A 17,668-nucleotide genomic window follows, 5' to 3' on the forward strand; every position below is an offset into this window, starting at 1 on the left:
GTGGTGGCTCGTTTACTGTGTTTTCTGTTTTGTTGCGTGCTCCCCTTGGGGGCCGCATCGGCTCTGGATCGCGCAGAGGTTGAGGGCCAGTTTCAGCGCTGGCTGCTTCAGGAGATATGGCCCGAGGCACAGGCTGCCGACGTTCGACGGACGACCTTCGATACTGCGTTTTCCGGGGTGAAACTGAACTGGGATCTGCCGGATCTGGTCCCCCCGGGCACTAAGGCCAACCCTCCTCGTCGTCAGCGTCAGGCGGAATTTGGCGCGCCGGGGCGCTACTTCAATCGCGGCTCTGTTGACGGTGCGACATCGGTCGGACGCCGGATGGCGAAGCGACATGCAGCTGCCCTGCAACAGACCGAACGCCGTACCGGGGTACCGGGGCGGATTATTCTGGCGATCTGGGGGCGCGAGAGCGGCTATGGTCAGGTGAAGATCCCTCACAATGTGTTTGAGGTGTTGGGCACCAAGGGCTTCATGAGCCGCCGCGCTCCCTATTTTCGCCAGGAATTGATTGCAGCCCTGCAGATCGCCGAGGCCGGGCATGCGCCGGGCAATGTGATGAAGAGCAGCTGGGCTGGCGCATTGGGCCAGCCTCAGTTCATGCCTTCCAGTTTTCTCAAGTTTGCCGAAGACGGCGACGGCGATGGTCGTGCTGATATTTGGCGTTCCGAGGCAGATACAATTGCGTCTATCGGTGGTTATCTGGCGCGCCATGGCTGGGACAAATCGCGAGACTGGGGGTTTGAGGTTTCCCTGCCGGATGCGGTTTCATGTGCCCTAGAAGGCCCGGATCAGGGGCAAACCATCCGTGACTGGGAAGAGCTGGGTGTCCGGCGCAGTTCTGGACGGCCTTTTCCGCAGCATGAACAAGACGGCGTTGCCTATCTGATGCTGCCCGCCGGGCGGAATGGTCCCGCGTTTCTGGTCACCCCGAACTTTTATGTGCTGAAAGACTACAACAAGAGCGACCTCTATGCGCTTTTTGTGGGGCATGTCGGTGACCGCATTCAGTTTGGCGTCGGAGATTTCCAAGGTCAATGGGGACAGGTCGACAACATGTTGCGATCTGACGTCGCGGCGATGCAGCGCGGGCTGGAGCGACTTGGCCATGACGTCGGCGGCGCCGACGGGCTCGCGGGGTTCAAGACCCGTCGTTCGATCGGCCGCTGGCAAGAGGCGGCTGGGCGGCGGGCCACATGTTTCCCGACCTCAGCGATGCGGTCTGATCTTGCCCGGTGATAGCCGCTACCGGTTGGTAGCCCCTGTCGGATGCGCGTCGGCGGTAACCTTGCCGAAGTCTGGATGGTCATGACGATCCAACCAGTGAAAGAAGCTGGCGATCATAGCTGCCAACCCGTGCCGTGGCACTGCAAGACTGTCGCGTCTGGTGAAGTCAAACTGCGTCGGCGGCACGGGATCTGTCCCCTTGGGGACAGCGGTTGGCAAGGCACCAACTGGAACAAATTTGGCGATTTCGCTGTAGATTTCGGTCCATTGCCAACTTCTGGCGACTGCGAAATAACGTCCCTCGGACCCCGGTTTTTGCAGGGCGGCCAGACAGAGCGCCGCCAGATCGGAGGGATGGATCAGCGACATGGACCCCTTTGGCGTCTGATGATGCCAAGGATGCGCCCCGAACGCCATCTGACGGAGGCGCCCCAGAATATGCCCTTGATCATGGCAGGGCAGAACACCGGGTCCGACGATCATACCTGACAGCAAGATAATCAGACGCAAAGCCCGGTCCTGTGCAAGGCGCGCCGCCGCAACTTCCATTGCCGTTTTCTGTGCGGCGATGAATTTCCGTTGCTGGATTTGAAGCTCGAAATCGGAGTGGTGTCGCAGTTCATTTTTGATCCGGGGCGCGTTCTCTGGCTCGGCGGATGCCGTGCTCGACAGTAGGACGATATCGGAAATACCGCTCAGATGTGCTGCTTCGATCAGATTGTGACAGGCTGATTGTGCGGGTATTACGCAATGCTCCAGGCCCGTTTCCCGATCCAGGTCACCCGCAGCAGTCCCATCAGGCGCCTTGCGGATGGAGGGCAGGCAGGCGATCACCAATGCGTCGGCACCATCAAGCGCGGGGGCAAAACTCTCAGGATCAGCAGTATTTGCTGAGACTAGTCGGAGCCGCTCCTTGGCACCGGGCAGGGCCATCAGGTGAATGGTTTTTGAGCTGTCCGTCGCATCTCGCAGTGTACCGGTCACGCGCCAACCGAGTGCAAGGGCTGCGCGGGTAATATGCGCGCCTGCAAGACCGGAGGCGCCTGCGACACAAATATGCCGGGGACCTGTCGGCCTGCTGGGGATGGTTGTCTCCTGCGTGTATCGAGAGGCTCCGGTTCCGGTCATTGCCTGTTCCCTCGGATTAATAGGTAGATTATGGCGGCGCTTGTTTAAGCCTGCGCAGGCTGGCAGCGGGCGGTCGAAATTGCACATCGAAAATCCTGAGGCTTCCCCTCGGCGCGTTTTGGAACCCCGTTGATCAAGCCGGCTGCCCAGGTTTGCCTCAGAAATCCTGAGGCGCTGTTTTCAAACTTTCGATTGGATGTGGCACCGGCTTTGGCTGAGACCTTAGGACGGAATGACCGGACTTTCCTGATGCAGATCGGATGAGCCATGTGGCGTCCTGCTGTCAGGTAGCCGGAAACTCCCGCGATGCAGCAGCAAGAGGGCTTTGACTTGACAGATCATGTAGAACGACCCCGTTTTCTTCAAAGTCTGGTTGCGGATAAATGGGAGCATCGCCCGGGTGAGACACTGAGCCTTGCCAATGCTGCGACCGATCGACCGAATGCGATCCTGTCCTTCAGTGCTGATGACGGGCGAGAGGCGGTCGACTATGCACGTGCGATTGGCGGGCCGGCGCTGCGCGCCATGGGATTCCACGATCGCGCGCAACGGCTGCGGTCGCTAGCACGGGTTCTGAACGACAGCCGCGCAGGGCTATATCGTGAGAGCCTGACGATCGGCGCGACGCGGCACGATTGCCTGCTGGACGTCGACGCTGGCATTGCGCGTCTTGCGGCGCTGGCAGGTCAGGCGCTGAAATCCCTGCCCAATGCCCCTGTGCTGCATCTTGAAGATGCTATCGGACCGGCCGGCGCAACCGGCCGACAACAGATATTGGCCCCGCTTGCTGGCGTTGCCGTGCATATCACCGCGTTGGATAGCCCCGTATCGGGGCTGCTGGAGCAGATCGCGCCCGCGCTGATCGCCGGTGTGCCCTGCATCATCTGCCCTGATCCCGCCACCGCCTGTGTGAGCGAACGTCTGGTAAAACTGATCCATCAGAGCCAAACGCTGCCAACTGGCGCAGTGCAGTTGCTCTATTGTCCGCCCCTCGGGGTGTTGGAGTATCTGGCCGCAGGTGATGCGGTCAGCTTTGCCGGAGGGCGCGACGTCGCCCGGAAGTTGCGACAGCACCCAGGGATTGCCGCAGGTCTGGTACGCTTTCAATCCTGTGAGACAGGTCTGTCTGCGGCGATTCTAGGCAGTGATGTCGCACCCGGGAGCCCGGAATTTGAGTTCTTCCTCCGCGAGATCCGCAGCGAATTGATCCTGCGGGCGGGTCAACGGCGTCACGCGGTGCGTCGCATTCTGCTGCCGCGCTACCGCGAGGATGAAGTGGTGGAGCGTTTGGTCGAAACCCTATCCGAGATCGCTATTGGACAGCCGGATGACCCCGCTACGCAGATGGGCCCATTGGTGTCGCGGGCGCATCTGAAGACGGCTCAGAACGCGCTTGCCGAGCTGCGCCGCGCCGCCGATGTGGTATCCGGTCCTATCCTCGCGGCGGCACCGGAAGGGGGGGCATTTCTCGCACCAGTGCTGCTGCATTGTCACCAGCCTGCCCAGTCCTCTGTCATCCACGAGACCTTTGTGCAGGGGCCGGTTGCAACCGTGATGGCCTATGACAGCCTATGTGATGCGATTGCCCTGGCCAATCTGGCGCCCTGCTCGCGGTTCTCGACCGTCTTTACCAATGACAGTCCGCTGGCGCAGGAGGCTGCCGCCTGTCTGACCTCCGCAGAAGGCCAGGTCAGAATTTGCGGCAGCGAAATGGCGCGTCAGGCATTGGAGCTGTCAACCGATCCAACCGTTCCGCGTCTCTTTTCCGCTACGCATCACAGTCAGGTCTGCGGTGCCGAGGATATTCGCCGCACAGTTGCGGCCTATATGATGCGGACAGAAATTCACGCACCGCCGCAGTTGCTGACGGCGTTGACGGGGCGCTGGGTCGAGGGCGCTGAAACCAGACGCAATGGTCACCCGTTCCGCAAGTCACTGGAAACACTGCGCATCGGCGACCAGCTAATCACCGAGACAAGAAAGATCACCGAACAGGATGTTGAGCAGTTTGCCCATTTTACCGGTGATGTCTTCTACGCTCATATGGACCGGGAGGCCGCGCGTGCGCATCCGTTTTTTGATGACCGTGTGGCGCATGGCCAGCTGGTCGTTTCCTTTGCGAATGGGCTGCTTGTCGATCCGGCACCGGGCCCGGTCTTGGCCAATATTGGTTCCGACAATCTGCGCTTTCATGCGCCGGTATATTTTGGCGACTGCCTGCATGTTCGCGTGACCTGCAAGGAGATCACGCCGCGTGCCTCTGCGCCTTTTGGCGATGTGCGATGGGATTGCTGTGTGCTGAATGCCTGCGGTGCGGTCGTGGCGCGCTTTGATCTGCTGACGCTGGTGATGAAGACCTGGCCGCCGGTTCCGCAGGGGAGGACCGGCACCGCGGCGGTGGCTGTTGTCACATCGGATAGGCCAGAGGCGTCTGTCACACAGCCCGCTGAATAATCAGAAATTCAACTGAGATAGGATATTTTCGATGACGAACACCGAGATCGACACCCCGTCACGCCCGCGCATTCTGATTGGCGTTACCGGCTCTCTGGATGCCACAATGCTGCCGCTCTATCTGCGAGCAATCAAAAATGAGATCGACTGTGAACTGACCGCGCTGTTCACTCCGACAGCGACGAAATTTGTAAACATGGACGCGGTTGCACTGTTCCTTGATCGGGTGATCAGCGGCGATAACCCGAAGGACTGGCCGACAGACAAGCCGGGACGTATTGTAGCGGATCATGACATTCTCGCCATCCTGCCGACTACAGCGAACACGCTTTCGGCGATTGCGCACGGGTCCTCGCAGAACCGGCTGACCACCGTTGTCCTTGCGGCGACTTTCCCGGTTCTGCTCTTTCCTGTGATGGGTGGCCCCATGTGGGAAAAACCTGCGGTCCGCCGGAACGTGATGCAATTGCGCGAGGACGGTTATGAGGTTTTTGAGCCGGTATGGCGCGAGAACTACGATCCCTTGCTAAAGATCCAGCATGGGCATCATTCGCTCCCTGATCCGGAGCAAGTGGTGCAGATTCTGCAAAGCCGTTTGCCTTCGGCGGGTTAGCCCGCAGCATGTAATCTGAGGTGATACGGTGCAGCACCTGCTGCGCCGTTTGGTGCCTGTCAGGGAGCTTTGATCAACAGCGTTTTGACAAACATGCCTCCCCCCGGTCGCCCCAGAACGCGATGGTCCTGCGCCCGCAGCGAGACGGTGATCTCATGCGTCCCGCTTGGCAGATGCCCGATCACGATATGAGGCTGGTGGGCGGTTACGATCTTCTCAGCGCCCAGATGGACATGGGCATGGCCGCGGGCCAAAGCCTTGGCCTCGCTGATGCAAAGATCGGTAAACACGAAATTCTCAACCTCGATTTTCAGATGCCAGCCCTCGACTGGCGTGTAGCTCGCTGTAACATCAAGCTCGGGTAGCGGGTGATCGTCTGGCAGGGTGGCGAAGAGTGCTGTCGGCAGCTCGTCGATCATCGCCACAAGAGGCAGACCGGCGCAAATGGCAATCAGCGGGGCCGAGGCGAGCATGCTGACGCTGAAGACGAATTTCAACATCTATTCTCATACCGTCTGGGGTGCACCAAGGCGATGCGGCCGTCTCAATAGGTCGACAGGCGCCCCACCGTGCAGCAGGAAAAACAGGAAGACGCCGTAAAGATTGCCGTGCAGCAGCGGAGATTCTGCCAGGCTGACGGCAAAGAAGGTGAAGGCGAACAGCAGGAATACTGCGATTGGCCGGATGAGCTGCCCCAGCGCCAACAGCACACCGGCGACCAGCTCGATTGCCATCATGATCAGCGCGACAAACGGCAGCGGCAGTCCAAAGAACCACATGTTGCCGTGCTCGAGTATGGCGATCAGCAGCGTCGGTTGAAGGAATTTCACTAGGATGGCAATGGTTGCAAAAGTTCCGCCCATGGTGACTTGAACCAGACACCAGACCAAACCGGGGGCATTGGGAAGAAGTGCAGGGAAACCTGGCGGCAAGTAATAATCGACGCTAAGTGACCCGCCGCCAAAATGCAGCAGCAACAGCGCGGGGGCGGCGAAATGGAAGCCGTAGTAGGCGATGAAATCGAGCGAGAAGAGGAGACTGCCAAGGGCGACAAGACATAAGATGCCGAAGGCGGCGAACCGTGTGCCGAGACCGAGCACCAGAAAGACCGATGAAATCAGTGCAGGCAGGGCCAGCCAGTCCCAACCTGGGATCAGAGCCAACTGCATATCTGGCACGAAGAGCGTTGGCGTGCTCCACATCTCGGTTCCGTGGCGCGGCAAACCTCCAAGCGCGTTCAGACCGACCGTCGTTCCCAGTCCGATCCGCAGACATAAGGTCCCCCAATCGGCGCTGCATTTCTGCAGGGGCTTACAGATGCGGTCCTCCCATGGGCGCAGGATTTGCCCGGCAAGGACCATCGCAAAGATGGCGGTTGCGGCAAGACACGCAAAGCCGATCAGCAGGATCGGACTGCGAAACAGGTCCGGTACCGTCGCTTGAGAAAGCGAGAGAACTTCGTCAGGCGTAAGCAGCCAGGGTTCATGGGCGATGGCTGGATCGCCGATCAGGGCCAGCCCAAGGCTCAAGAAAGCGGCCATCTGTGCAGAATTAGGCTGCGCCATGGTCTGGCTCCTTGGCTGGATACGTGCGGTGACCGGATCAAGCACCGCGGCCGTAGCCCCGCAGCAGTCAGATTACTTGCTGCGGGGGAGGGATTATTGCGACAATTTGGTTGAGAGGATACCGGCGCAATCGGCACCGCCCCCGCTGCTCACGGCCTGTGCGGAGGCTACGGGTGACAGAAACTCAGCGCTGATATAGCTGCCGATCTGATAACCCAGCATGTCGCCGACCGTGTTGGAGCGTCGATAATGAACCCCTCCGATGACCCGCGATTCTGCTTCTTCCTCCGCAAATTGGGCAAAGGTTTGATAGCTGCGGCTATAGCCATCCTTGCCTTCAAAGCTAAAGGTGAACTCATCGGCGCCGAATACCGCTTCCATCACTTGCTGGGCAGCGCTGCCACTGGTGCAATGCTGACAGGGGTATTCCGGGTGCATCGGCGCCGCCACCAGCGGCGTCCAGCCGTCCATGGTGTCGAGCTGCGGATGATCGTACCCGTTGCCAACCGCGGCCAGCGCGGTTTCCGGCCGCCAGAACTGGTAGGTGTATTTGGCATCGAACCCGGCAACCAGAGCGTCGGTCAATGCGATATTCAACAGGGCCAGGGTTCGCGCTTCCTCCACCAGTGGCAGGGCGCAGGCGCGGCTGCTGTCACGGGCGATCTGGTTCCAGGCGCCTGATCCAGACCCGGCGTGAAGCTTCGCGATTGCGATAAGATCAGGATCGGTTTGCGAGGTGGAGCCGCCGAGTTGCGCGACTTCTGCCAGATCACGCTGGAATTGCATGCTGTCGAGCTGTGGCGGTGGCGGGACATCAAACTGCTTTGCGGAGGTGAGTGCAAAGGGCTGCATGTGTCGAATTTTCGGAGCAACCATCGGACGTTCGGAGGTAGGCTGATAGATGCCATTTTCGCTTGGTCCGGGGGTGAAGTCGTTTGCGAAATCAGCGCCGTCGGCGGCGCGTTTGTCCAACACCGCCTGCGCAGCTGCGGTACCGAGCCGGATCCCCGCTGCGCGGGCGGTTGCATCTGTCACCTCGGCGAGGACAGTCTCAGCCGCCATTGCCAGATCTGCTGCGCGCTCGGGCATCAGCTGCTGCATTACGGTCAGGGCCGCTTGCGTTACCGCTGCGCGTCTGTCCGCAGTCGGATCCTGCGCACCGTCGTAGGCATAGGCATGGTATGCGCCATCAACGGCGTTTGCAGCGTCAAACATGGCGGCATGCAGCAGCGCCAGCGTGCGCTGGCGCTGCGCGCCGGGCCATTTTTCCTCAACGACGAAACGCATCGCGGTTTCTTGCCAATCGGCAGCCAGCTCAGCCTGCGCCGGTCCGCTAACAGAGAAAAGAGCGGCTGTTGCCAAACTTGCGATAGAGGCATGAGAGAGCAACTGGTGGCGCCAAGGGGTCAGGGTCAACATCGGAGTACCTCGTCCGTGATAAGTGCAGCTATAGGTAGAAATGCTTTGGCCGCTCGTACAAATCGAAAGTCCCGAAGGCGCCCCTCAGGTTTTCTTCAGGGGGCGCCTTCTACGCGGTCAGATGGCCAGCAACTCAGAGCATGCCCAATAGGTGCCACCACAGAAGATCCAGCGGGGCAAGCAGCAGAAGGCTGATGAAGAACAGGCTGAGACAAAGACGGATTATTGCTTTGGCTGGAAGGTTTCCGGCCTGAATGGCAGCGACCAGCGGCGGCGCCTGAAAGGGTAGGAAGACATTTGAGAAAGCCACAACCTGCGTCATCAGAACGGTTTCCAACGGCAGGCCGGTGGCTTCTGACAGCTCACCGGCGAGCGGAGTCATTACGGCCGGGACACCGGGCAGATTGGTAATCATCGCGACCAGTGTCGACAGCCCGATCAGGATAGATGTGTTCCAGACCGGCCAATCCGCGGCAAAGGCAACCGTTCCAGTGACCGCACCAACCACGGCTTCGCCCAGCCCCGCCGACGAAATGACGGCGCCCAGCCCCATGATGCCGGCGACAAACAGCAAGGCCCCATAGCTCAGATCGGTGTTGATGCACCCCTTGCGTGTGAGATTCGCGCCAGGCAGCAGGCAGATCAGTGCAGCTGCCATACCCACCCATGCGGGTGACACCATATGGATCTGGTCCGTGAGCCACAGCAACAGGCAAAGCGCCAGTACCAGGCTCAGCGCCCGCTCCTGCCGACTGAATGGTTCAGATGTGGTTGTCGCCGCGACGCTATGGGGCGGTATCCGATCGGGGAACATCATCAGCGCAAGCCCGACCAAGACTGCCGATTTCACAACGCCAAGCACCGGAAAATGCAGCAGGAGATAATCGAAATAGGAGATATTGAGTCCGTAAATGGTTTCCGCCATCCCGACGAGGATCATGTTCGGAGCATTTGCAGGCAGGATGGTGAAGGCCGGAGCAAAGGTGCCGAATGTAGCAACCGCCAGCATCCCGGTCCGGCCATTTGATGCCGGACCAAAACCGACGCGCTCAGCCAAGGCGGAGATTATCGGAAGAAGGATCATGATCCGCCCAATCGAGGATGGCATGACAAAGGCCAGCGCGACCGAGAAGACGACAATGCCACTCAGCAGGCCGCCATAGCTGCGCAGGGGCAACAGGGCCAGCACGCTGGCGGCCCGCTTGTCGAGGGCCGTGTGCTTGATCGCGGCACCGAGGACCAGGCCACTGAATAGCAACCAGAACGTAGAAGAGTGAAAGCCCGAGAATATCGTCTCAGGTGCAGCAACTCCCAATACGACGGCGACGAGAAAGAACGCCAGAGCGGTCCAATATTCAGGGACGAGGCCAGTCGCCCACAAACCGATTGCGCTCACCGCGAGTGCCGCGACGATGGCCAGGTCCGGGGCGAGGTGGACCCAGGTCGCGAGCGCCGCGAGTCCGGCACAGGCGAAGATCAGCAGCAATGTCCACAGTGATCGCCCCGTACGAAGCAGCTGCGGTAGCGTGTGGCTTGTCGGCGGCATTGGCGGTGTGGATTTCGGGGCTGCGGGGTGGCTTTGATCGGTCATGCGTCTGAGGGTCCTCTGGTCGCTTATCAGGACACGATATGCCGCCGGATCAGGGTGCGAAGCCAATCGTTTTATCGGAGACGGGGTCTCATGAATTCCAAAGGCTCCGCTGACCTTAAGGTTCCACAACAACTAGAGCGTGCCCTCAGAAAAATGGAGGTCACGCATCCGGTCTTTCGATTTTACGATGCCCGGACTGCGTCATATCAGAAAGAAACCGTTCGACGGTGGCCCGCCCAGACCTGTGCTTTCAGGTCCGCCAGCCCTTTCCCTCCCCAAGACCGATTGCGAGACGCCATGACTGATGTGATGCAATTACTGACTGTGCCATCCGACACGTTTCAAATCAGACCGATCGGTGTGATCCGCACTGGATTTGCAGAGGTCAAAGAATGCCCGATGTCAGGACGTCGCAACCCGGCAACCAGCCGGATTGAAGTGGCGCCCGAGTATCAGGCTGCATTGCATAACATCGAGCTCGCCTCTCATCTTTGGGTTCTCTACTGGCTGCATAAGTCCGACCGCAGCGCTTTGGTACGCCAGGCGCGAGGCAGTCAGGTCGCAAGGGGGATCTTTGCCAGTCGCGCGCCAAACCGGCCAAATCCCATTGGATTGAGCGCGGTGCAACTTCTGGATCAGTCCGATGGCGTGCTGACGATCAGCGGACTGGACTGCATCGACGGAACCCCGGTTATCGACCTGAAACCTGTTGTTCCCGAAGAAGATGCCCGCCCAGACGCGACCATCGGCTGGTAGCGCCCCTCCTGCGAGTGTTTCGGTAACGAAGAAAGTGATGCCATGTTTTCAGTCTACCGAATTGTACGCCATCGTTGCCCTGCTCGTATTGCCGCGATCGGGCTCGCGCTCGCATGTTGGTCTACCCTTGTCGCGGGAGAGCTGAAGGCCGCGGAGCCGGAGCGGCTTGGGCACCTGGTCATCACTGACAGTAAAGGTGATCGCGGTATGCTGGCGCCTTATGTTCATCGCAAAAATGGCATCGGCTATCTCTATACCAGTTACATCTTCGATACGCTGATCGGGCAAGACACGGACGGAAATCCGGCTCCGGGCCTCGCCAGAGCCTGGAGCCGATCCGAAGATGGATTAAGCTATCATTTCGACCTCCAGCGGGACGCGGCATGGCACGATGGCACCACGGTCACAGCTGAGGATGTTGCGTTTACTTTCCGCTATATGGCTGAACATCCTTATATATTTGGATCGGTCAAATCCGTTGACCGGGTCGACGTTAGCGGACCGCACGACCTGAGGGTGCACGTCAAACGCGCAGAATACGGTCTGATTGAGGGCCTGTTTTCCGCAGTGCCGATCCTGCCCAAGCATGTCTATGAAGGCGTCGCGGATCCTTTCCGATTTGCAGCGCCAGAGGCTGCGATCGGAAGCGGCCCCTATCGCCTGACAGGTTATGACAAGGCGCAGGGGCGTTACCTGCTTGAGGCGACCGAAGAGCATCCTCTTGGTAAGCCCCGGTTTTCGCAGATCCGGATCGTCCGAATGGGGCCAGATGCCGCGCTGCAGGCGATGGGTGCCGGTGAAGTTGACGTGATCTCATACCTGCCTCCCGAGAGGGTCGACGAGGCGACAACTGCTGGCTTCCATGTCGCAACAGCCCCCAGCCATCATGTGCTGCGGCTGGGTTTCAATCATCGCGGCCGGTTGGCATCCAAGGACCTGCGTCAGGCGATTGCCTATGCGCTTGACCGTAACGCGCTGCTCGCCATCGCATATCCGGGCGGCGCGGAACTTGCTGATACGGGATACTTCCAATCCGGCTCCAGATGGCACAGCGATGAGACCACCGCTGCCTACACCTATGATCCGGCTCTGGCCCGCAAGATGCTGACGGCGGCGGGATGGATCCGTAACGGTGCAGGCAGGTGGCTGGCTCAGGGGGATGAAATTCGCCTGCGACTGATCACTGATGGGCGCGAGGTGAAACCGGCCAGAGTGATTGCCGAACAGCTGGAAGCTTTTGGGTTTTCAGTCGATTTGCGGGTTATGGAGGTTGCCTCTTTGCACAGCCTCGTTGCTGACGGGGACTATGACCTGACGGTGTTCTCGTCCAGTACGCTGGGAGATCCGGGCAATATCAAGCGCCGCGTCTTTGGTCGGGGCTGGAACAGCGACCGCTTTGCGGCGGATCCTGAAATGGCGGCATTGATCAAGGCGCAAGCCGTAGCACAGAGTCAGGATGAACGCCGCGAAGTGCTGGCTAAGTTCCAGCAACTCTACGCCGATAATCTTCCCTCTTACATGCTGGTGAACCCGCTGATGGCAACTGTTTTTAACGACAAACTGTCTGCGCCATTCATGCCCGGCGGTGTGGCAATCGGGGTTCCGTCGGCTTTACATAAGTCCATATTCCTGGAGTGATCAGGTGGCCAATGTCTTTTCCACGCCGCTGGAGTTGGCACCGGCAGAGTCGTTGGATGCCGGACCGTCGGCCGCTGGAATAATCACGCGGCTTCTGAGCGGGCTTCTGCTGCGATTTCTGATTTTCTGCGTTGTCTTGATATTATGCGCGATCCTGACGCGGATGTTGCCCGGCGATACGCTGGAGGTCATGCTGTCAACGGATCTGGCACGCGGTCTTGGGTCGGGCGAACTGGACCGGTTGCAGGGTCGTATGGGCCTGACCGGAGATATCGCCTCCCAGGTCTGGCGTTATGCAAAGGGCCTTTGGGCTGGTGATCTGGGCTACTCAATTCCCCATGCGGCTCCGGTTCTGCAACTTCTGCTCACGGCACTGCCCTGGACCGGATTGCTGATCCTCGGAGCAACTCCGATCTTCGTTATCGGGGGCGTCCTGACGGGGATCGAAGCGGGTCGGTTGCCGGGTGGTACTGTCGATCGGTGGGTCACACCGGTGGTCACGTTATTGGCGAGCCTGCCGCCGTTCACCGGTGCAGTCCTGCTCCTCCTGGCCTTTGGCATCCTCTGGCCGGTTCTGCCAACCGCCGGGGCAGAGCCGCTGCTTCCTGCTGCCGGACCTGTGGGCCACGCTCTGGACATTATGCGCCACGCCATCCTTCCGACGCTTGCGCTGGCCCTGCATGAACTGGCGCGGTTCTATTTCTTAGCGCGGGCCGAAACGCTGACGCTGGCGCAACGGGATTTCGTGCTGAATGCGCGTGCGCGGGGCATTTCACCATGGAGGCTGAGATGGGCCTATATTGGCCTCAGCCTGATACCTGCGTGTCTCTCACGGTTGGGCGACACGCTGACCGGGTTGATCACAGCTGTGTTTTTTGTGGAAATCGTCTTCTCCTATCCCGGTACAGGTTATCTCATCTACAGTGCGATTCTGGACCGTGACTATGATCTGCTGCAGGGCGCAGTCGTTTTCATGGCGGCTTTCGTGCTTCTGGCGAATTGGATTGTCGATGGTCTGGTGATCCATCTCGCGAGGCGTGGCTGAATGCCGTTGGTCCTTCGGCAATGGTGGTTACCCGCCAGCGTCATGGTGGTTTGCCTTGGCCTCTGGTTTGCTGGGCAGGCAGGACTTCTTGATTATCGCAGCAGCCGTGATGTTCTGATTGCGCCCGGATCAGCGCATTGGCTGGGTACGAACGAGCTCGGGCAGGATGTACTGACCGGGCTGATACTCGCCACACCAACGACTCTCGTTCTAGCTGTGGCGACAGCCATGGCTACCTCCACTCTTGCGATTGGTGCAGCAAGCCTTGTGGTGTTTTCCGGGCCGTTTCTGTCTGGAATGGTGCTACGGATCGTTGATGCGGTGCAGGTCGTGCCGACAATGCTGGTTCTTCTGCTCTTCGCAGCCTTGATAAACCCTGGGTTTTTATCTCTTTTTTTGCTTTTGGTTATAACGGGCTGGAGCGATGACGTGCGTGTTGCCGCTGCGGTCTTGCGCCGGGAGGGACAGCGCGAGAACATTCAATATGCGCGCGCTATGGGGGCAGGGTGGCTCTATTGCTGGCGCTGGCATCTGTTTGCCGCGCTGCGTCCCTTATGCGGGGTATTGATGGTCCAGAACATAAGGCAGGCGGCACTAAAATCGTCCGGGTTGGCGTTCCTCGGTCTCACGGATCCGCGATTGTTAACCTGGGGCAGCATGATGCAATCGGCTATGGACCAACTTTATAGTGGCGCCTGGGTCTGGCTTCTGTTGCCGCCGGCCGCACTCCTGTCGCTGCTGCTGCATGTCACGCTGACCATGGGCGACCGGAGTCTACGCTCCGCTGCTGTGCCGGAGTTTTCCTTGTGATACGGGTCGAAAATCTCTGCCTCTGGCACGATGGTCGGGAAATCCTCAAGGGTGTCTCTTTTGAGGTGCCACGCGGACGTACGCTTGCGCTTCTGGGGGCTTCTGGCAGCGGCAAGACCTGTCTGGCGCGGCTGCTGGTGGGGATCCTTCCCGGGTGTCACGTCGAGCAGGCCGTCCGCAACAGCAACGGATTTCGTTGGTCGGGACGGGCTGAAGTCCTGGGCGTCGATATGCTGCGGGCGACGGTGGCCGAGCGGCGTCGGCTGCGCCAGACAGACATAGGCCTCATTGTGCAGGCGCTGTCTGACGCGCTGAACCCTCATCAGACAGTTTTGCAACATGTTGCGGAGCTGCTGCCGCGTTCTCGCGATCGGAGATCGCTGGCGATAAGGTTTTGTAAGCGCTTCAATATTCCTCAGCGTCTCTTACATCGTTATCCGGCCAATCTCAGCGGCGGAGAGATTCAGCGCGTGCTGACAGTGCTTGCGCTGGCTCGCGATCCATCGGTTCTGATCCTCGATGAGCCTACAGCGGCCTTGGATCATGGCAATCTGGGGTTGGCCGTAGCCGCGCTGGAGCAGGGCAGACCGCGACGAAGCCAATTGCTCATAACCCATGACCTGTATCTGGCCGACAGAATGGCAGACCGGACGGTGACGCTGCAAAATGGCAAATTGCGTGATCAGGACAGGGTGATTATTGGATCCAAGGTCGGCGGAGGGCGGCGTAATCTGGCCTCTGTTCCACGACGGCCTGAGGGTCGAGGAGTTGCTCCGTTGGTCCCACGTCCTCAGGCGCTTCCAGCGGATCCATCAGGCTTGGTCGTGCAGGACCTGTCCTACTGGCGCAACGGAACGCCTCTGTTGCGCGGCATCTCTACTCTGGTCAGACCGGGTCATTGTCTGGCTGTCTCAGGTCCGAGCGGTTGTGGCAAATCCACATTGGCGCGTCTGATTTCTGGCTATGAGCCGCTGCAGGCGGGTCGCGTCATGTGGCGCGAGGCAAACGCCGCGCAGCCCAGAGCGTGCCGGATGTGTGAACTGGCGTTGGTGTCGCAGCATCCCCATCGGGCGCTGGCCCGCCACATGACTGTTGATCAGGTCATGCAAGACGCCGTCCGGCTCTATCTGCGGACCAGACCAGTTGGCGACCGGTACGATGTGCAGGCTCTGCTCGATAAGGTCGGCCTTCCGCACAGCGATCGATTTCTGTCGCAGCGCGCAGCGGATTTGTCCGGAGGTGAGGCACAGCGCCTGGTCATTGCACGCGCGCTTTTGGCGCGGCCGCTCTGTCTGATTGCCGATGAACCCACTGCCTCCTTGGACAGCGGTAGCCGCGACACTATCCTGCGCCTGTTTCGAAGTCTGATGGTGACCGAAAGGCTTGCGCTGGTCGTGTTTACGCATGATCCCAAGGTGGCAGCAGCCCTAGGTCACGACATTCGGTTTCTATCGGACGGTCAGCTGCGGCTCAGCCCTATGGGAGCGGTGGCTTAGGGCAGGTGGCTGCCTGTGCCCTGTGCTTGCAGGGTTTTGACCTCGGCTGACAGCCAGTCGAGGTGTTCATCGGCAATACCAAGCGCGCGCAAATGATCGGCAGTGTTCCACAGGTAGTCGCAGTTGGGGCCGCGTTCCCCGGCTGCCTGAGCAATGATTTCGGCCTGGCGGGCCAGGCTGTGATTGTCATATTGCTCGTGGTCACGATTGACGACATAGGTGAGCGCTTCAACCACGCGGCCGTCGACGAGTGTCAGCGGGGCCGTAATCTCGCGATACGCGGGGTTGAACAGCTCACGTGCGCGAAGGTCCTTCAGAACCTCGGTTTCCTGGCCGGATTGCACAGCGAGAGCAACGCCGTTGCAGATCGCATCATCCGCGGCGTCCAATGCTAGGACCAGACCCGGTCGTGCAAAAGTCCCGCGATATCTCAGAGAGTTCAGGCAGAACCGTCTTTGATATCCGGCCAGCTGTGCCGGCAGTTGCTCGGCAGGTTCAAATCCGGGGTCCCAGATCAGCGATCCATAGGCAAAGACCCAAAGTGTATCGGACATTTTCTTATTCCTTGAAGCGGTCGCGCTGAAACCCCCGAATTGGAAACGGCGGAAGAGGTCAGGGGCCCCCTCTTCCGCCAGGCAGATCAGTCTGTCAGTTGGCGATACGAGGTCACCAGACTGCTGTAAGGGGGGACAAAGACTGAACGCGTTTCATCGCCGATCTTTACGGTGTCCTTGACGTCAAAATGCAGGTGGATCGGCAGATCCGAAATCCAGGCATTCGACACTTTTCCAAGGCGATCCCCCTTGGAAACTTTGTCCAGCGGGGCCACGGCAAGATCGTCCATATTCATGTGGACATAGCGATAGAGAGTGCCGGATGGGGTTTGCAGGGTCAGGGCAAACCGCCCGACATGGGCGATCACACCATCTTCAACCGCAACAGCCCAATGGGTGTCGGCCTGACAGCTGGCAGGACGAATGTCCTGGCCCTGATGACCGCCTGACGCACAGACCGGCAGATTTGACCGGCGCAGTTCACAGAAATTGTCGCGCCAGGGATAGCTGTAGTTGACAGTGTCGCACTGGCTTCCGCCGTTGCCCTTGAAACCACCGGGTGCGTAGACATGGGAGTTGGCATAGGCCGGGCCATCCTCCAGCGGGAAACGCATCTCTGGATAAAGAACGGCACCAATTGACAGGCCAACCCCGGTATCCTTGATCAGGTCGCCCGGCGCCTTGAACCGATCGTCCGCCTGTGCCTGTGAAACGGCGGCAAGCATTGCAATGGCGAAGGCGGCAGCCGCCAGCCTATTTGCGCGAAGCATCATTGTACCGCCCCCTTCACAACAGTGACGGTCTGCGCCAGTTCGGCGAGATAACCGGGTTCAATACAGCGCACATCTTCGGTTGGGGCATCACAGGTGATCCGCAAGGTATAGAAACCGCCAAATCGGCTGAACATATGATCTGCACCGTCGCCGGTGGACTCATATGTACGGGCCTCATGTTTGAATGACAGGCCCGGAACCTCTGCCAGAAGTGTACGAGCGCCCATCACACTGAGCTGGGCGCCATCCAGCCGATAGTAGGCGCTATAGGCATTTTCCTGGCCGCGAAACGCGGGCAGTTCAACCTTTGCATCGGTACCGAGGATAAGGACGGGCAAGGTCACATCGTCCAGTCCGGCAGGAGCGGTGTCGATAAATGCGGCGATCAATCGCTGGTCGCTCTTGCTTGCATCCGCTTGCGCGGTATTGGCCGCGCCCCAATCAATGGTATTGACGACGCGGTTTACGGCCTGCTCCTGCGGTTTATCAACCGCTACGGCTGGTAGAGACATCAGGACCAGGGCAAGGGCGGCAGAAGGGAACACGCGCAGGCCGGTCGCGCAGGTGGATGAGGGCATCATCTCTCTCCAAGTAGT

Annotated in this window: 16 protein-coding genes; 8 read left to right on the forward strand and 8 right to left on the reverse strand. The window is 59.6% G+C overall.

Annotation, left to right across the window (positions count from 1 at the left end):
- A complete protein-coding gene (locus tag VWZ87_RS00180; protein WP_416535425.1) occupies positions 1-1,242 on the forward strand; it encodes a lytic murein transglycosylase in 1,242 nt (413 codons plus the stop codon).
- Positions 1,243-1,248: 6 nt separating this feature from the next.
- On the opposite strand, the gene VWZ87_RS00185 is transcribed toward VWZ87_RS00180, so the two are convergent.
- Positions 1,249-2,358 carry an NAD-dependent epimerase/dehydratase family protein gene (locus VWZ87_RS00185; RefSeq protein WP_416535426.1) on the reverse strand — a complete coding sequence of 370 codons (1,110 nt, stop codon included), beginning with the start codon at positions 2,356-2,358 and terminating at the stop codon, positions 1,249-1,251.
- A 330-nt stretch (positions 2,359-2,688) separates the two neighbouring features.
- Here VWZ87_RS00185 and paaZ point away from each other — a divergent pair, with 330 nt between their 5' ends.
- Both paaZ and VWZ87_RS00195 read left to right on the forward strand, forming a co-directional pair.
- On the forward strand, positions 2,689-4,812 hold the full coding sequence (paaZ, locus tag VWZ87_RS00190) for a phenylacetic acid degradation bifunctional protein PaaZ (RefSeq protein ID WP_416535427.1): 2,124 nt from the start codon (positions 2,689-2,691) through the stop codon (positions 4,810-4,812).
- 31 nt (positions 4,813-4,843) lie between these two features.
- The gene (locus VWZ87_RS00195) at positions 4,844-5,425 is read left to right on the forward strand and encodes a flavoprotein (RefSeq protein WP_340547617.1); all 582 of its coding nucleotides are present in this window, start codon (positions 4,844-4,846) and stop codon (positions 5,423-5,425) included.
- 59 nt (positions 5,426-5,484) lie between these two features.
- Here VWZ87_RS00195 and VWZ87_RS00200 read toward each other — a convergent pair whose 3' ends face one another.
- The 4 genes from VWZ87_RS00200 to VWZ87_RS00215 form a co-directional block, all read right to left on the reverse strand.
- The gene (locus tag VWZ87_RS00200; protein ID WP_416535428.1) at positions 5,485-5,925 is read right to left on the reverse strand and encodes a hypothetical protein; all 441 of its coding nucleotides are present in this window, start codon (positions 5,923-5,925) and stop codon (positions 5,485-5,487) included.
- Positions 5,926-5,931: 6 nt separating this feature from the next.
- On the reverse strand, positions 5,932-7,035 hold the full coding sequence (locus tag VWZ87_RS00205) for a hypothetical protein (RefSeq protein ID WP_416536897.1): 1,104 nt from the start codon (positions 7,033-7,035) through the stop codon (positions 5,932-5,934).
- Between the two features lie 48 nt (positions 7,036-7,083).
- A complete protein-coding gene (locus tag VWZ87_RS00210) occupies positions 7,084-8,277 on the reverse strand; it encodes a vanadium-dependent haloperoxidase (protein WP_416535430.1) in 1,194 nt (397 codons plus the stop codon).
- A 265-nt stretch (positions 8,278-8,542) separates the two neighbouring features.
- Entirely contained in the window at positions 8,543-10,000 is a 1,458-nt protein-coding gene (locus tag VWZ87_RS00215) for an SLC13 family permease (RefSeq protein ID WP_416535431.1), read from the reverse strand.
- Between the two features lie 297 nt (positions 10,001-10,297).
- Here VWZ87_RS00215 and tsaA point away from each other — a divergent pair, with 297 nt between their 5' ends.
- From tsaA to VWZ87_RS00240, 5 genes are all read left to right on the forward strand, one after another.
- Complete coding sequence (gene tsaA / locus VWZ87_RS00220; protein ID WP_416535432.1) at positions 10,298-10,756, forward strand: tRNA (N6-threonylcarbamoyladenosine(37)-N6)-methyltransferase TrmO; 459 nt, start codon at positions 10,298-10,300, stop codon at positions 10,754-10,756.
- A 207-nt stretch (positions 10,757-10,963) separates the two neighbouring features.
- Positions 10,964-12,394 (forward strand): ABC transporter substrate-binding protein, encoded by a 1,431-nt coding sequence (locus VWZ87_RS00225; RefSeq protein ID WP_416535433.1) that lies wholly within the window; start codon positions 10,964-10,966, stop codon positions 12,392-12,394.
- Between the two features lie 4 nt (positions 12,395-12,398).
- Positions 12,399-13,439 carry an ABC transporter permease gene (locus VWZ87_RS00230; protein WP_416535434.1) on the forward strand — a complete coding sequence of 347 codons (1,041 nt, stop codon included), beginning with the start codon at positions 12,399-12,401 and terminating at the stop codon, positions 13,437-13,439.
- Complete coding sequence (locus tag VWZ87_RS00235) at positions 13,440-14,249, forward strand: ABC transporter permease (RefSeq protein WP_416535435.1); 810 nt, start codon at positions 13,440-13,442, stop codon at positions 14,247-14,249.
- A complete protein-coding gene (locus VWZ87_RS00240; protein ID WP_416535436.1) occupies positions 14,246-15,745 on the forward strand; it encodes an ABC transporter ATP-binding protein in 1,500 nt (499 codons plus the stop codon). The genes VWZ87_RS00235 and VWZ87_RS00240 overlap by 4 nt, the downstream gene beginning before the upstream one ends.
- Here VWZ87_RS00240 and VWZ87_RS00245 read toward each other — a convergent pair.
- The 3 genes from VWZ87_RS00245 to VWZ87_RS00255 all read right to left on the reverse strand — a co-directional run bounded on the left by VWZ87_RS00245 (position 15,742) and on the right by VWZ87_RS00255 (position 17,653).
- Complete coding sequence (locus tag VWZ87_RS00245) at positions 15,742-16,299, reverse strand: gamma-glutamylcyclotransferase (RefSeq protein WP_340547628.1); 558 nt, start codon at positions 16,297-16,299, stop codon at positions 15,742-15,744. The genes VWZ87_RS00240 and VWZ87_RS00245 overlap by 4 nt on opposite strands.
- An 86-nt stretch (positions 16,300-16,385) precedes the next feature.
- Positions 16,386-17,072 (reverse strand): M23 family metallopeptidase, encoded by a 687-nt coding sequence (locus tag VWZ87_RS00250; protein WP_416535437.1) that lies wholly within the window; start codon positions 17,070-17,072, stop codon positions 16,386-16,388.
- Positions 17,069-17,653 carry a hypothetical protein gene (locus VWZ87_RS00255; RefSeq protein ID WP_416547676.1) on the reverse strand — a complete coding sequence of 195 codons (585 nt, stop codon included), beginning with the start codon at positions 17,651-17,653 and terminating at the stop codon, positions 17,069-17,071. The genes VWZ87_RS00250 and VWZ87_RS00255 overlap by 4 nt, the downstream gene beginning before the upstream one ends.
- Between the last annotated feature and the right edge of the window lie 15 nt (positions 17,654-17,668).

Origin of the sequence: Phaeobacter sp. JH20_37 (assembly GCF_048056015.1) — a bacterium.
GTDB classification, from domain to species: domain Bacteria; phylum Pseudomonadota; class Alphaproteobacteria; order Rhodobacterales; family Rhodobacteraceae; genus Phaeobacter; species Phaeobacter bryozoorum.